Here is a 16,094-nt window from a genome sequence, read left to right on the forward strand (position 1 = left end):
ATTCATACCAAATAATCTTATATATTTCAAGGGGAATCTTGCAATATATGCATTTAAATTACAAATCCGAATTGTTCTTTCACTTCATTAACCGTTTCAGAAGCTCTAATTCTTGCTTTTTTTGCTCCTTTGTGCAGTATTTTTAATAAATATTCTTTATCATTCATTAATTCTAAATATTGATCACGTATCGGTTGTAGATTTGTAATAATAATTTCTGCCAAATCTTCTTTAAATTTTGCGAAACCTTGGTTTTGGTAATTACCGATTATTTTTTCCAAGCTTTCTTCGGATAAACTTCTATAAATATCTAATAAATTACTAATTTCCGGTCTTGTTTCTTGATCATAGCTAACAAAACCTAAATGATCGGTTTTGGCTTTTTTTATTTTTTGATGAATAAGATCGTTATCGTCTTTTAAATTGATACGGGAAAAATCTGAAATATCAGATTTACTCATTTTCTTTAATCCATCCCGTAAGCTCATGATTCTTGTGCCTGTTTCACTAATTAAAACCTCAGGAACTTTTAGAATTTCTTTGTTAAATTTTCTATTTATTACCCCTGCAATACCTCTTGTTAGCTCTAAATGCTGCTTCTGATCCTCACCTACAGGCACTATATCGGCTTTATATATTAAGATATCTGCTGCCATAAGTACCGGATAGGAAAATAACCCAAGACAAGCCTTTTCTTGATCGCTACCTGCTTTATCTTTAAATTGCGTCATGCGCTTTAACCATCCAAGCGGTGTAACGCAATTTAGTAGCCAAGCAAGTTCAGTATGCTCTTTCACCATACTTTGGGCAAAAATCGTTACTTTATCGGGGTTTAGCCCTGCTGCTAAATAAACAGCAAGCACCTCCATAATTGAATGGTTAAGTTCTAATGGCTTAATATCAACCGTGATAGCATGCAAATCTGCTAAGAAGAAAAAACAATTATATTCTTCCTGCATTTTGACCCAGTTTTTAATTGCACCAAGATAGTTACCGAGATGTAAAGAACCGGTTGCTTGCACACCGGAAAGAACAGTTTTTTTCATTTAATACCTTTTTATTTTACTCATTGTAAAATTATGTTATAAATACCATTTTAATTAATAATCTTAATAATTATGCTGTGGCGTTTAAGAATTTTATCATTTTACGGATTATTATCGTTATTTACATTTATTTTTTTTCTTATATGTTACATACCCGTAACATTTTTCAATGTCAACTATCAAATAAGATATAGAATTGCCATTATCTTTTCTTATGCTTTTGTGTGGCTTGCAAAAATTTGTTGCGGTTTAAAATATGAAGTAGAGGGGCTTGAGAAATTACCGAAGACTACTTCAATAGTCGTGTCTAATCACCAATCCTTTTGGGATCAAATGTTTATGCAACTGATTATTCCTAAACATTCTTGGGTATTAAAACGTGAATTATTTAATATGCCCCTGCTTGGTTGGGGACTTCGGATGGTTAAACCTATTGCGGTTGACCGTGGTACTAATAGCTCGGTTGCTCAGATTTTAAGAGAAGGTCAGGAAAAAATAAAAGAAGGATTATGGTTAATAATATTTCCGGAATCAACTAAAATTCCGCCTGATAGAACGGTAAAATTTAAACCAAGTGCCGTAAAGCTTGCTTCAATTACTAAAGTTCCAATTGTGATGATGGCTCATAATGCTGGTTTATTTTGGCCTAGAGGTTTTTGGTTTAAGCGACCTGGAACTATAAAGATAAAGATTATAGGTGTAATAGAAAAAGATGAAATAGAGCAAACAGACGTACGTATACTTAATGACAAGGTTGAGCAAATTATTAACAGTGAAAAGCAAAAATTATTAAATTCATATTAGGTTTTAAAAATAATTAGTATCAACTTAGTTCTTATGGAGGTATTTATGGTAAGTACAGCACCGTTAAAATTAATTGCGGTTATCGATAGATAGTAAGCAAATGATGCTTTACGACGCTCAAGGAGTTAAAATTACTACTAATACACCTTTAAAATTATCTTTGGATTGAGAGGAGCATCGCCACCATAGAGAAAAAAGACAAAGCCTTTACCAAAATAAATCTACACCGGCTTCGTTGTTTGAGCCGCATACTTTGCTAAAAGATATAGCACACAAAGAAGTAGCAAAGAGCGTTATTAAACATTTAGACAGTCAATACTGCTGATCAAACTAAACATAAGGAATTGATTATTGTAGCAGAACCGCAAATGCTTGGATGTGTTAGACAAGAACTTAAAAACGGTCTAAACAAGATGATTACTAAAGAAATTGCTAAGGATTTATTGCAACATAGCGTAGATGCAGTGGAGCGAGTAGTATTTTCCTAGATCATCTTTATATGTCATTCCCCCGCGAAAGTGGGGGAATCCAGTCAAACCTATAAAACACTTGTTTTTTTAGGTTTATTTTGTCAATAATCTGTAATTTTTATACTAGTATTAAGGTGATTTTTTCTAGACTCCCGCTTTTGCGGGAATGACATAGAAGTCGTACAACAAGGTTTGTAGTTGCTTGTAATGATGATACACATTAGGTGCCTAACTTATTAAACATTTCTTTGGTATTATTTGAGATAGTTAAACCAATTTGCTTATCTGTATCCTCAAAAGTTTTTATAGTCTTTTCATTAGGCATCTTAATATGTAGTTTGAAAGGCAAACCGCCGCTATTTCTGCTGCTTCAATTTTTATATCTGCTGAAACACGTAATCTAATATCTATTGTATTCATAATATAGCTCCATTCAGTTATTATTATCCGCTATAGTCAAATGATTGGAATTCACTTACATCATCGTCTCTCGTCGCTCTCCTATTATCTATAGGCTGCGCTGCTCACTCCTTGTAATTAAATCCAACTGTGACTACATTTTAGTATAGGCGGCATGCGTCAATACAATCATATTTTAATTAAGAATAGTTGCACTAATAAGAAAAAGTGGTAAAATATCATATCGAACAAATTAAATATTATGAATAATTATGCCGCAAATTTATTTTAACGGTCCGGAAGGACGAATTGAAGGAAGATATGCAAAAGCTACCTCACCTAACGCCCCTATTGCATTAGTTCTTCATCCTCATCCTTTATATGAGGGTAATATGAATAATAAAGTAGTTTATAATGCCTATAAGATTTTAGCAGATAACGGTTATACCGTCTTACGTATTAATTTTAGAGGAGTAGGAGGATCACAAGGTCAATTTGATAACGGAGTCGGTGAAGTGGTTGATGCGGGGGCAGCTCTCGACTGGTTACAGCAGAATAACCCAAATGCTCAGTCTAATCTGATATTAGGATTTTCTTTCGGAGCATGGATAGCTATGCAACTTGTAATGCGACGTCCGGAAATAAATCATTTTATTGCTATTTCGCCACCGGTTAATACAATTCATAAATATGACTTCTCATTCCTCTCACCTTGTCCTATTCCAGGGTTTATATTACAGGGAGATAATGATAGTATAGTATCGGCAGATGATGTAAAAGACCTAGCAAATAGATTATCTAAGCAACAATCCCATGTTAAAGTTGATTATAAAATTATCAATGGAGCTGACCACTTCTTTCGTTATAAAACTGAAGAATTTTCTAAAGCAATAAATGCTTATTTAATAACAATTCAATCTAATTATCATCACCATAATAATAATGTAAATGAAGAAATTAGTAAGAGCCCAAAGAAATTATTTTTATATTAGTTTTTGTTGCGTGGTTCAGCTCATCCGTCATTGCGAGCAGGCGTTGTTGCGTAGGTACCCAAGTCGTTATTGCGAGGAAATTGCGTAGCAATTGACAAAGCAATCCAGTAAAATTCTGATTTACAGAATTTTTTTTATTATTTTTCCGGATTGCCACGCAGTCTACGACTGCTCATAATAAAGAATCCATATCACAACATCTACAATTCTAAATAAGCTTCTATTGCCAAAATTAATATTTCATCTTTTTTAGCATCTAACTCTTGAGTTAATTCTTCGTAAATTTGCCTATCTGATAGAGAAGTAAATTTTTTAAATAGCTGCACTAATTTTAAAGAGGGGATAATACGAAAAGCATCTTTTAATATTGTGATCTTTTTATTAATATTAAGCTTATTATTTAAATAAAAGTAAAATTCTAGTAATTCGTCGTTATAAAAATTTAAATCTAAAGCCGTTGCCAAATAATCTATAGCATTAGCCGTATTATTACTTTCTACTTCTTGCTTCGCTGCTAATAAATAATATTCAGCAATTTCCGGCATAGACTCATGTTTATGAAATTGTGTGAGCTTATTCGTGATAAAAATAAATTTCGTCCATAGAGAAAGTCTAGCATAACAACGCATTAAAGTAATTAAATTATCAATATCAAGTTCATTGAAATTATAAGCCTTTGTTGCGTAATTTTCTGCTTTCTCATACAAAGATTTATCATAATAAAGTTTTGCTAGATTTTTGCTACCGTAAAAAACAAATTCTTTAGATGTAATAAGTTTTTGAAAATAGGAGATTTTTCTATCTACATCCTCTTCAGTTACGGCTAAGATTAAATTATGGAATTCTTGTGAATCTTTTAGATCTTCAGAAGATAAATTTTTGCGAGCAATAGAAGCAGATTTAGCTTTATTATTCATAATATATTCAGCAAAAGCTAAAATTAAAGCATATCTATCATGATTAATTTTTCGTTTACTAAAAATATTATGTATTTTAGATGGTAAATCGATAATTAATATTAGAAATCTAATGACAATAAAACAAGAAATTAGTAATAAAAGCCCTAAAATAAGACTAAAGAACAAGGTAGTCTCTATATTATAATCATATAAACTAATAAAAACTTTTGAATCAAAGCTCTCTATAAAAGTAAACCCGAAATAAAGCAGTAAAAAAGTAGCACATATTAATAATAACCTAAACATCTTTATTTACAAACTCCTGCATAAATTTTTCTGAATAAAGACAATCGATGAGATAGTTTAAGTTCTCTAAAATTAGAGCTTTATCTTGTTCTTTTATCATCATAGCAGAAGTTTTTTTTTCAATTTTGATAAACTTCTCCAGCCACTTATGGTTGGTAGGGAAAATCACTCCCGTACTACTTGATTTAGAAAAAAGATAATTATTATATGCTTCTAAGTTATTTAAAATATTCCTTATATCTTGAGGCAGCAGGCGGGATTTTACCATTCTTAGTTCTTTACTATAATCCTTATCTTGCATAAAATTATATACTAATAGATTTACATTTAATAAGTAATTAATATAGTCAAGTGATACGCCTACCTCGTCACTTGTCGCTCTCCTATTAGTTATAGGCTTCGCTCCTTGTTCCTTGTATCCGAATGAGACTGAATTGACTACAGTTTCTAATTTTGGTTCTACTAAATTAGTCGGTGCTTCAGAAAACTTTAAAGAACTTACGTAATTTAAAAGCGACTTGGTAGATAATAGAGGAGCTGCTTCCTTTTCTTCCAGGGTAGTATTTGCTTTATTTTCTACTGCTTGATCAGGAATTTGGCTTAAATCCTTATTTTCACTTTTAAACAGTTTTAAAATATCGGATCTATTATGATAAAGAGTAAAAGAAGATAAGACAAATATTACTATTGCTATAAAAAAGATGTTTTTGCTTTTAAATAAACTATCGAATTTGTGCATTTTCAGATAATAATTTGATTATATCGTTAAGGTTTTGATCATAACAATAAACCACATTTTTTATAAAAGGTCTAACTATATTTGCAACTTTCAAACTTATGGCTACAACTAAACTATCTTGTAAGTACTCTAGTAAATTATGTTGTAGTAATAATTTTACTAAAGTCCTAGCACTATTTTGAGAATAAAGTAATATAAAATCAATATTATTTTTAAATTCTTTTATAATAGATACGGGCAGCTCATTCAAATATTCTACATTATAAATGATATGTCTAGCTATTTTGCTAGGTAAATCTTTAGTAATTTCATTTGAAGATAAATATATAGTCTGCTCATATAAATCAGGAGGGAAATGCTTAATCAAATCTTCCACGTTTTTAGCAGTATACATTACTTTTTTACCTAATAATCGCTTTGACTTACTACCTACTACCCAAATATCTTGTTTTAAGTTATGACCGGTTAAGATACTTGCCGCATATTTACTAGTTATTATTATATTTGAGTAATTATCTAAAATATCGATATTAAAATCTAGAGTTTTATATTTAATTAAAGGACAATGAATATCACGTAAATCTAAATTATATTTACTTATTTCCTTTATAGTTTCATTATTTTCTTCAATATGTCTAGTTAATAAAACCGATTTCATACAATATTTGTACTCCAATATAAAAAGCAACTACCCAAATAATAATAGCAGCTATTTTATTAATTATAGTTAAAATCGTACTACTTTTATTTAGCCTTCTGATATTATAACCTGCAACTGCTAAAGAAAAAAACCATATCCAAGATATAAGTATGCAAGTTAAGGTAAATATAATTTTTGCAATACCGCTGTACTTTAAAGCACTAATACCTATTACTATAATTGTATCCATAATTGCATGCGGATTTAATATGGACACCGATATAGCAAATAAAATTTGTTTTTGAGCTGAAAAAGCCCCGGAATTCATTGTAAGATCAATAGGCGGCTGATTCCAAGTATTATATCCCATATAAATTAAGAAAATAAATCCAACAATAAATATAGATAATTTGAACCAAGAAATTTCAAGAATTAACAAAGATATCCCAAGAACTGCCATACATATAAGCATAGTATCACATATTGAGGCTGCAATTATGCTAGGTAAAGCCTTGCTAAACTTTGGCTGTTTTGCTCCTTGATTGAATATAAAAATATTCTGTACTCCGAGCGGCACTATTAAACCGAGAGCTAAAACGATGCCATGCAAAAAAGCACTTAATATATCATTATTCATTTAAATAGCCATTTTATTGAATTTATCAAGTATATATACTAGAGCTATACTCCAAATTGTTACTGCTCCTATTTTATTAATTATTTTTAATATTATAACCAATATGTAAATAATTTTAATTTCCTTGATATTTGTAAAAACCAATATTTAATATACTCATTATATATGGGTTTAATGGTTTAATAATATTGATATCACAATATAGAAACTAAACTTTATTTCCACATAGAAATAGGCTAAGGTTCTAAAAGAAGAAATCATGATTGAAAACGATTATATGTATAACGATTATATGTATAAGTATATTATAACATTCGAAACAACAATTACACTAGGTAGAGCGTTTTTGCAGCTACGATATTTTTCACTTTGATTTAATATAAAAATACTTGGTATAATGGAAGTACGGTATTAAAAATATTATACTTAATATATCATTCATTATTGTAATTTAGTTTTTATTTTTAATAATATTAATAAAGACGGAATAGTTATAATAGTAGTAAATAAAAAGAAATTTTGCCAACCGAAATTTACTACCATATAGCCTGAAATTATAGGAAAAGTTGAGCGCGAAATCCCCATCATCGATGAAAGAAAAGAATATTGAGTAGCTCGAAATTTACCTTGACAGAGTGCAGAAATAAAAGCAATATAAGCAGTCATCGTCATACCGCCGGTAATACTTGCTATTCCTATCGTAATAAATAATAATAAAGAATTTTTACCGTTTATTTCAAGAAAAATAAATAAAATATGTCCTAAAGCATGAATAATACCAAATAAAAATATACTATTTAATATATTTTTATGTTTCATAATAACACCGCCGACAAGTCCACCGATTATAGCTCCTACAACTCCACAAAACTTTCCAACGCTTGCTATTTCAAAAGCATCATACTCAAGATGAAGCAAAAACGGATTAATCATAACATTAATTAAGTGATCCGGTAACCTATATAATACTAGGAAAATTAATATAAGAATAATGAAATAAACAGAACCTATAGGTTTTAACGCATTTATTATGTTTTTTTTATTTTGATTATTTTTTATATCATTCTTGATTATCTGTATATGTATGTTCTCGTTTAAATAACAATACTTAATTCCTACAATCAATAAAATTAAATAAATAAATACTAAACCGGCAAAGATTTTATATATTTCATTAAATGTTAAATAAATAGATAAATAAATAGCTCCGGAACCGGCTAAAAGCATACCGACCCGATAACCGAATATATATATTCCTGAAGTAAACCCAAGTGATTCTTTAGGTACTATTTCCGTTCTTAAAGCACTTAATATAGTATCTTGTGCAGCACTAAAAAAAGCAATAATTAAAGCCGTGAAGGCAAATAATAATAGATTAGTACTAGGATCTAGAAAACTGAAAATATATATAAGAAATATCAATGCACTACTAGTTAAGCAAATCCAAGATAATCTCTGACCGAATATTTTGTTTAAATATTTAATTTGCACTACATCAAAAATCGGTGCTAACAAGAAATTAATAGAGTAGGGAAGCGTTATGAATGATAATATACCGATTGTTTGCAGTGCTATACCTTCTTTAGCAAGCCAATAATTTAAAGTATTACCGGTAATCATTAGATTAAAACCGCTAATAAGCCCAAACAACCAAATGATACATAAACGAGAGTTATTTAACATGAATTTATATACTTCGAGTAAATGAAGAATTGATAGAGGAAGATTAACTTTAAAAAGAGCAAGGAGTCTATAAGGCGAGGAGCGAAGCGTATACTTAATACATGAGCACCGCAGAACTTATGAGACAACGTAGCCAATTTTTGAAGTTCATCCAGTATATATGCCTTTAGCTCTAAGTTCCTATAGGCTTAATATGCAAAAATGTGAGTATTCTGTTTATTTGCGGCATGTAAAGAAAGTCCTTCTTTTTTTCATTTCTTTAGCCATAGTAATTTTCGCTTTTTTTCTACCTTCTTCAATACCTTCTTGTTTCCAGCTATGAGCTAAGCTATTCATAAGGTTTCCTCCTAATGCATGCAGGGTTTAAATGTGATTTAAGCATTTTGTCTATTTCTATTTTATCATTTTCCCTAATCTTATTCAAGGTGTAGGACAAAATTAGCTCTATATAATCTATACCGATATTAACTTTAATAAATTCTGGTAAAAGATCAGCTACTTCTTGCCATTTCTTTAATAAATAATGAAAAGCCTATACGGATCAGAAGTAAAAATAAATATCTATTTTCATTATTAAATTTAGCGGAAAATAAAATATCTACTATACTATCTTTTTCCCATTCTAAGAACTTCAAAAAAAAGTAAAGTTTTGATATGTGGCGGTAGGTATAGATTTCATATTGTTATGAATTCTAATGACCCTCGTATGGAAAAATTAGCTTCCATGACATATACCAAAGATTATTCTATAGATTTGACTACTTTTCCTGAAAATATATTAAATAAATAAAATTTACAGATAATTGGCCTAGTTCAATATTTTTCTTATTTCATCACTATGCAGGACCTAAGCCATGGACTACCGATAAGCAGGAATTTAAGATCACAAAATATTATGTAGTATAAATTAATTATTTTAATTGACTTTAGCACTTAAGAGATTTAAAAGTTAACTTCAATATGTAAGGTTACAAAAAATGTTACCGCCTAAAATTTTCTTTGCAAAAGTTAAAGAAATAATGTGGCCTATAGAAAGGAAAGAATTAAAGCTATTTATACCTATGGCTTTAATGATGTTATGTATCCTTTTTAATTTTGGTGCTTTAAGATCTATCAAAGATAGTTTAGTAGTACCCTCTATGGGGGCTGAAATTATTAGCTTCTTAAAATTATGGTTAGTATTACCCTCGTGCGTAATTTTTACCATACTTTATGTTAAATTTAGTAATAAATTAAATTTTGAATATATTTTCTACATTATAGTCGGCAGTTTTTTACTATTTTTCTTATTATTTGCCTATATTATTTATCCAAATCAAGATATTTATCATCCTAATGATGAAATGATAAATAACTTAATTGCTTCATACCCTAATTTTAAATGGTTTATTAAAATAGGTAGTCAATGGAGTTATGCACTGATGTATATTTTCGCGGAATTATGGAGTGCAGTAGTCATAAACTTAATGTTTTGGCAGTTTGCCAATCACATTTTTGATACTTCTAAAGCTAAAAGATTCTATCCTGTTCTTGGAATGGTCGGTAATATCGGTCTTATAATAGCAGGCAGCGTACTAGTCTTTTTCTCAAGCGGGCAGGACGTCATTGATTCAGAATTATTACCGGATTCTTTTAATTCATCTGCCGGGAATGCTATAATGCTTCAGCCAATCATGTCAATTATTGTTACTGCAGGAATAATTGCTATGCTTCTATTTAGAATAATAAATAGATTTATTTTAACAGATTCTATAAATGTTTTAGATGCAAAAAAAGTTACAGCTAAAATGAAAACAAAACTTTCGGTAATTGAAAGTATCAAATTAGTAATTCACTCAAAATATATAGGTCGTATTGCCTTATTAATAATCTGTTATGGATTATTAATAAATATAGTTGAAGGACCTTGGAAAGCAAAAATAAAAGAATTACATCCAAACACTATAGACTATGTTAACTTTATGGGCAGGTTTAATATTTGGATGGGGATATCATGCGTTACTTTCATGATAATAGGCAGTAATATGCTTAGAAGACTCGGTTGGCTCATTTCTGCATTATTCACTCCTATTATGTTGTCTATTACCGGCTTGATGTTTTTTATCTTTATAATTTTTATTAAAGAAATAGGAGCATGTTTCGGTGATTTTAATCTTCTATATGCAGCGATTATTGTTGGAGCAATTCAGAACATACTGAGTAAATCGTCCAAATATTCATTATTCGATTCAACAAAAGAAATGGCGTATATTCCTTTATCTTTAGAGCTTAGAATTAAGGGAAAAGCTGCCGTAGAGGTAATAGGTACTAAATTCGGTAAATCGCTTGGAGCATTTATACAGTCTTTGATATTTATTATTATTCCGACTGCTACCTTTGATTCTATTATAATATATTTATTAGTAACTTTTATAGTTATGATGAGTTTATGGATTTGGAACGTTATAAAATTGAATAAGGAATATATAGAGCTGTGTAAGTAAACGTCACTGCGAGCTGGCATTGTTGCGTGGATACCACCCAGTCATTGCGAGCACAGTCGTAGACTGCGTGGCAATCTCATGAAATAATAACAAACTCCTGAGATTGCTTCGTCAAAATTTTCAATTTTTCCTTGCAATGATGAAAAAACTTATCGAAAATCACACTATAATACCGATTTAAAGATGAAAAAAATTCTTAAAATAATATTATTTATAACTATCTTTATTATACTTGCATATAGTGGGCTGTGGTTTACTATTATGTTCTCTTTATCACACTCTATAAATCAAAAATATGCCGGTACCAACCTTAATATAGAAGAGGCTGATAATAATCCTAATCAGCAATATCTTATTAAGTTTGCTAAAGTTCAGCCATATGGTTTTCCTTTCAAATTAGGTATTTCAGTAATTAATTGGCAAGAAGAGAGTATTAATAGAGCAACTGAATTTACCACACCGATAAATATCGGTTATGATTTACTGAAGCAGCAATTATTTATACATTTTTCCGGAGAAGCATTCGGAAAATTTAAGCCGGTTCAAAGAGGCTTTGGAGTAAGATTTTATAATGAAAACTGTATATTATCAACAAAAATACCGTTAAATTTTAAATTATTTGAAATAGTACGATTTAAAAAAGATTTATTTGAAGTTATAAATTTAATAGAAAATATTAAATTTACTTCCGGTAAAACAGAAATTTTTGACTTAGTCGATAATCAAAAATTATATGAAGAAGATCATACTATACTTACTATGTTATTTGACAAAAGTAAGTATTATACAAGTAAACAGGATTTCCTTGATAACATACCGCAAAAATTAGAAATTTATTATGAAACCGAAATAGTACAAAGTAACCTTGAAGATAGAATAATACCTGCCGGCTTATTATTATATAGACCCGCTTGGAATAATAATTTCAAATTTTCCGGTAATTTCTTGATTAGTACTAGTAGTGTACATTTTAAAGATATCACTAAAGATTTAACCATTGAAGTTACCAATGCAAAAATCAATAGTAATAACTTTGAAAATAATATTAATTTATTATATAAAGGTAAGTTAAACGATTTCGGCAATAATAATATTGATCTTTTGGTAGATTCGCAATTTAAGCTAAAACCTGGTTTTATAATAGGTTCATTAGAGTTTATAAAGAAATATTACGATAAGCAAACCTATTTATTTAAACTTTCTGATAATAAGCTATATAAAGATTTTAATAATGAACTAAGCTATATTTTAAATAATAATAAACAATATAATTTTAGTATTTTTGAAGATAGGGAATATAATTTTAATTTAAATATTAATTTAGTGACTGAATTAAACAAATTAACTAGAGCACAGATAAATGCTTTAAGTCTCTATTCAAACGCATCGGGATTTAATATAACAAATGAAACTATAGTAAATGCTCTTAAAGATTCTTACAGTAAAGGTACGATAGTAATTAATGATTACTCTAGAATAATAGATGTTTTAAGTGCATATATATACGGAGTAGGGGATTTTAAAAATTTTTCGGAAGAGAGTAAGGAAGTATACGGGAATGCTTTGAAATCATTTTTAAAAACTATTTCCGATCACCCGAATTCATCTAATTTAATTGATGCTAGCATTGAGTATATGTTTGATTTGTCCGATTTAAACAAAGCTAAAATAGGTAATATAGATGATATAAATAAACTTATACCTTTATATTATTTATCTTTATATCAAGCAGCAGTAAAAAAAGTGCAACCCGGTGAAAATGTAAAAGAAAAAATTATGAAGTTAATTCCTAATGTTAATCAAAAAATATTAGAGGAATGTATACTCGACGAACTTCGTTAATCATCATTTTATAAAAATACCATGAATATTATAGTAAAAATACAACAAGATTTAAAAGATGAAGTAACTAAGTTAAACAATTTAATCATTAGCTGTTTAAAAAGTGATGAAGAGTTAATAGAAAAGGTCGGTAAATATTTACTAGAAGCAGGAGGTAAAAGAATTCGTCCGCTTTTAACTATAATAACTGCTAAAATGTTTGATTATAAAGGCGATAATCATATAAAACTCGCAAGTGCCATTGAATTCATTCACACCGCCACATTGCTTCATGATGATGTGGTAGACGATAGCACTTTAAGAAGATTCAAACCTACGGCTAACGTTATTTGGGGCAGTAAAACAAGTATTTTAGTGGGTGATTTCCTCTTTAGTCAGTCTTTTAAGTTAATGGTAGCTTCCGGCTCTATTAAAGCTATGAATGTTCTAGCTAAAGCTTCGGCAATTATTTCCGAAGGGGAGGTAGTACAGCTAGTGAAGTTAAATGAACGACGTATTATAACTATAGACGAATATCAGCAAATAGTTAAATCTAAAACCGCCGAACTATTTGGAGCTGCTTGTGCAGTTGGAGCTATTATAGCAGAGCAGGTAGACCATATTTCTAAAGATATGCAGGACTTTGGGAAATTACTCGGTACGATATTTCAGGTTATAGATGACTTGCTTGATTATTTGGGTAATGATAAACAGGTAGGCAAAAATATTGGCGATGATTTCTTAGAAGGAAAAGTTACGTTACCGCTAATTTTTTTATATAATAAGTTAGAGCAAGATAAGCAGCTTTGGCTCGAAAATATAATTAAATGTGATAAGCGTACTAAAGATGACTTTGTAAAAATACATGACTTAATGGTAAAGCATGAAATTTACAATGCAACAGTTAATTATTTGAGTAACTTAGAAAATGAAGCAAGTAAGTTATTAAATAAAATTCCGGTTCAGAATATTTATAAAGATTATTTGTTTTCGATTATTAAATTTATTTTGGATCGCTCTTATTAACATTTGCATTCGTAGCTCAGCTGGATAGAGCATTGCCCTCCGAAGGCAAAGGTCGTTGGTTCAAATCCAATCGAATGCACCATCACTACTAATAAATCATTTATTTTCCATAATATAGATTATAGAACAATTACTTTGGCTGGGACGGGAGGATTCGAACCTCCGGATGACGATACCAAAAACCGTTGCCTTACCACTTGGCGACGTCCCAATGTAGAAAGTAGAATGTAAATATAAATAATAGACTTTATAACAATAAATAGCAGAAACGTCAATTACAATAATGATTGTAAAAATAAATTTATTTCATTATTAAGCCAATTCCTCGCTTGCGTGGATAATAAATCATAAATTTTAGCTCTAATTTTGTTATAATATTCCTTGATATAGTTTATTTCATCAATATTAAGTAGTTTCATATCAGTCAATTTACTAGCATAAGGCACTAGGCTTAAGGTCTCAAACTCAAGCCATCCATTATTTTCTTTTACATACATCAAATTCTCAATTCTAATACCATATTTCCCAGGAATATAAAAACCCGGTTCATTAGATAAGATCATACCTGCTTTAAGTATTGTTTTATTATGAAGATTTATGCTTTGCGGTCCTTCGTGAACACTTAAGAAGCTCCCTACTCCATGCCCTGTACCGTGTGGATAATCTAGCATTTCTTGCCATAAATATTGCCGAGCGAGTATATCAAGATTAGCTCCTACGATGATATTTTTTGGGAATTTGGCTTTAGCTAAAGCAATATGTCCTTTAAGTACTTGCGTATAACGCTTTTTCTGCTCATCTGTCGGCGTACCTATTACTATTGTTCTAGTTATATCGGTAGTAGCACCTTGATACTGACCGCCGGAATCTATCAGTAATATCCCCTGCCCTTCAATTTTTTTAGCAGTTTTTTGGTCAGCTCTATAATGAATAATAGCACTATTTTCCTGAAATCCGCAAATAGCAGGAAAACTATCCGAAACATATCCCTCTTGTTTAGCTCGTTGCTCTGTAAGCTTTAAACCAAGGGAATACTCGGTCAATTTATGTTTTTCTAGATCCCCGTTTTCACGGAGATGACATTGAGAAAAATCAGCAAAAAATTCACATAAAGCTACTGCATCTTTAATATGCAAATCGATTGCATGCTTAATTTCTACATCGTTCTTACAAGCTTTAAGCATTAAGCATGGATCAGTAATTTTTTGTACTTTTTTATCAGCTACTAAGTCCATTATATGAACAGATGCTATAGTATCATCAATAAAAATATTAGACATCTTCCCAAACTTCACTTCTAGAGGTAATTTAGACATCGATCCGATACTCGCATCCTCACGTACGCTAAGTTCCTCTCTATAAGCTGGTTTGGAAAGATGTTTATTCTCGCTATCTCTTAAAATATTTTCAAATTCTTCTTCCGGTAAAATCGTTATTTCAGGACGAGCATTAATAATTTCGGCATCGATTCTTGTAGGATTTATAAACAAATATAATTGTGTAGAAGTGAGTATAACTTTTGCAAACATTAAAGGCATATAAGCAACGTCACTAGCCCGCAAATTTAGTAACCAACATATGGAGGAGCTATCGAGAATGACTAAGGCAGATTGCTCGGTGTCATTCCTGCAAAAGCGGGAATTCAAAAAAATTTCACGACATTTACTGATTTTATCAGTATGACTAACGCCCGCAAACTTAATATCATGTAAATAAACTTTAGAGTTTGGCTCTAGCGGCTGATTTGGCCAAATCTTATCAACTAAATTTCCATTAATCTTCTGAAAATTGAACTTTAAATTTGATATAGTGGGATAAGTAAATAATTCAGAATCGTATCCTATTTTTGCATCTTTACCAAACTTAGATATATCTTTTAAGTCAAAAAGCTTAAAAAGCTCTAAATCCAGCTCTTTATTTGCTTGCTCTAAATAACGTCCATCGGTAAAGAATAATGCTGTATCTTTATATATAATAGCTATACCGTTTGAACCAGTAAAACCTGTGATATATTCAAGTCTCTTTGCGTAGCTTGGAACATATTCACTCATATATTTATCGTTAGACGGAATTATATAACCGTCTATATCATATTCTGTGAATAAATTTCTAAGTAGATTAATGCGGATTTTTGTCATGTTTATACCTC

Annotated in this window: 14 protein-coding genes, 2 tRNA genes and 1 pseudogene; 7 read left to right on the top strand and 10 right to left on the bottom strand. The window is 30.1% G+C overall.

Annotated elements, in window-relative coordinates; translation table 11 throughout:
* Window positions 1-53: 53 nt before the first annotated feature.
* Window positions 54-1,046: a tryptophan--tRNA ligase gene (trpS, locus tag ACPKKV_RS05365; protein ID WP_392506579.1), complete on the bottom strand. Its 993-nt coding sequence runs from the start codon at window positions 1,044-1,046 to the stop codon at window positions 54-56.
* 72 nt (window positions 1,047-1,118) lie between these two features.
* Here trpS and ACPKKV_RS05370 point away from each other — a divergent pair, with 72 nt between their 5' ends.
* Both ACPKKV_RS05370 and ACPKKV_RS05375 read left to right on the top strand, forming a co-directional pair.
* Window positions 1,119-1,850, top strand: coding sequence for a lysophospholipid acyltransferase family protein (locus ACPKKV_RS05370; protein WP_392506580.1), 732 nt, complete (start codon window positions 1,119-1,121; stop codon window positions 1,848-1,850).
* A gap of 45 nt (window positions 1,851-1,895) precedes the next feature.
* Window positions 1,896-2,338: pseudogene (locus tag ACPKKV_RS05375) on the top strand (host attachment protein).
* A 202-nt stretch (window positions 2,339-2,540) separates the two neighbouring features.
* Here ACPKKV_RS05375 and ACPKKV_RS05380 read toward each other — a convergent pair.
* Window positions 2,541-2,669 carry a damage-inducible protein J gene (locus ACPKKV_RS05380; protein ID WP_392506581.1) on the bottom strand — a complete coding sequence of 43 codons (129 nt, stop codon included), beginning with the start codon at window positions 2,667-2,669 and terminating at the stop codon, window positions 2,541-2,543.
* A gap of 322 nt (window positions 2,670-2,991) precedes the next feature.
* Here ACPKKV_RS05380 and ACPKKV_RS05385 point away from each other — a divergent pair, with 322 nt between their 5' ends.
* On the top strand, window positions 2,992-3,711 hold the full coding sequence (locus ACPKKV_RS05385) for an alpha/beta hydrolase (protein ID WP_392506582.1): 720 nt from the start codon (window positions 2,992-2,994) through the stop codon (window positions 3,709-3,711).
* A gap of 200 nt (window positions 3,712-3,911) precedes the next feature.
* On the opposite strand, the gene ACPKKV_RS05390 is transcribed toward ACPKKV_RS05385, so the two are convergent.
* From ACPKKV_RS05390 to ACPKKV_RS05415, 6 genes are all read right to left on the bottom strand, one after another.
* On the bottom strand, window positions 3,912-4,916 hold the full coding sequence (locus ACPKKV_RS05390; protein WP_392506584.1) for a tetratricopeptide repeat protein: 1,005 nt from the start codon (window positions 4,914-4,916) through the stop codon (window positions 3,912-3,914).
* The gene (locus ACPKKV_RS05395) at window positions 4,909-5,655 is read right to left on the bottom strand and encodes a palindromic element RPE2 domain-containing protein (RefSeq protein WP_392506585.1); all 747 of its coding nucleotides are present in this window, start codon (window positions 5,653-5,655) and stop codon (window positions 4,909-4,911) included. The genes ACPKKV_RS05390 and ACPKKV_RS05395 overlap by 8 nt, the downstream gene beginning before the upstream one ends.
* Window positions 5,639-6,313: a uroporphyrinogen-III synthase gene (locus ACPKKV_RS05400; RefSeq protein WP_392506586.1), complete on the bottom strand. Its 675-nt coding sequence runs from the start codon at window positions 6,311-6,313 to the stop codon at window positions 5,639-5,641. Before ACPKKV_RS05400 ends, ACPKKV_RS05395 begins: the two co-directional genes overlap by 17 nt.
* Complete coding sequence (locus ACPKKV_RS05405; protein WP_392506587.1) at window positions 6,291-6,932, bottom strand: LysE/ArgO family amino acid transporter; 642 nt, start codon at window positions 6,930-6,932, stop codon at window positions 6,291-6,293. Before ACPKKV_RS05405 ends, ACPKKV_RS05400 begins: the two co-directional genes overlap by 23 nt.
* Before the next feature lie 441 nt (window positions 6,933-7,373).
* Entirely contained in the window at window positions 7,374-8,615 is a 1,242-nt protein-coding gene (locus ACPKKV_RS05410; RefSeq protein ID WP_392506588.1) for an AmpG family muropeptide MFS transporter, read from the bottom strand.
* Between the two features lie 491 nt (window positions 8,616-9,106).
* Window positions 9,107-9,250: a hypothetical protein gene (locus ACPKKV_RS05415; protein ID WP_424492213.1), complete on the bottom strand. Its 144-nt coding sequence runs from the start codon at window positions 9,248-9,250 to the stop codon at window positions 9,107-9,109.
* A 342-nt stretch (window positions 9,251-9,592) separates the two neighbouring features.
* Here ACPKKV_RS05415 and tlc3 point away from each other — a divergent pair, with 342 nt between their 5' ends.
* The 4 genes from tlc3 (at window position 9,593) to ACPKKV_RS05435 (ending at window position 14,027) form a co-directional block, all read left to right on the top strand.
* On the top strand, window positions 9,593-11,098 hold the full coding sequence (tlc3, locus tag ACPKKV_RS05420) for a nucleotide exchange transporter Tlc3 (RefSeq protein WP_392506590.1): 1,506 nt from the start codon (window positions 9,593-9,595) through the stop codon (window positions 11,096-11,098).
* Between the two features lie 183 nt (window positions 11,099-11,281).
* A complete protein-coding gene (locus tag ACPKKV_RS05425; protein WP_392506591.1) occupies window positions 11,282-12,940 on the top strand; it encodes a hypothetical protein in 1,659 nt (552 codons plus the stop codon).
* Window positions 12,941-12,961: 21 nt separating this feature from the next.
* Window positions 12,962-13,945, top strand: a complete 984-nt coding sequence (locus tag ACPKKV_RS05430) for a polyprenyl synthetase family protein (RefSeq protein ID WP_392506592.1) — start codon at window positions 12,962-12,964, stop codon at window positions 13,943-13,945.
* 5 nt (window positions 13,946-13,950) lie between these two features.
* Window positions 13,951-14,027: transfer RNA gene (locus ACPKKV_RS05435), tRNA-Arg, on the top strand.
* 54 nt (window positions 14,028-14,081) lie between these two features.
* Here ACPKKV_RS05435 and ACPKKV_RS05440 read toward each other — a convergent pair.
* Window positions 14,082-14,156 (bottom strand) — tRNA-Gln (locus tag ACPKKV_RS05440).
* A 64-nt stretch (window positions 14,157-14,220) separates the two neighbouring features.
* The gene (locus ACPKKV_RS05445) at window positions 14,221-16,083 is read right to left on the bottom strand and encodes an aminopeptidase P family protein (protein ID WP_392506593.1); all 1,863 of its coding nucleotides are present in this window, start codon (window positions 16,081-16,083) and stop codon (window positions 14,221-14,223) included.
* Between the last annotated feature and the right edge of the window lie 11 nt (window positions 16,084-16,094).

Origin of the sequence: Rickettsia finnyi (assembly GCF_049668125.1) — a bacterium.
Classification (GTDB): Bacteria; Pseudomonadota; Alphaproteobacteria; order Rickettsiales; family Rickettsiaceae; genus Rickettsia; species Rickettsia kotlanii.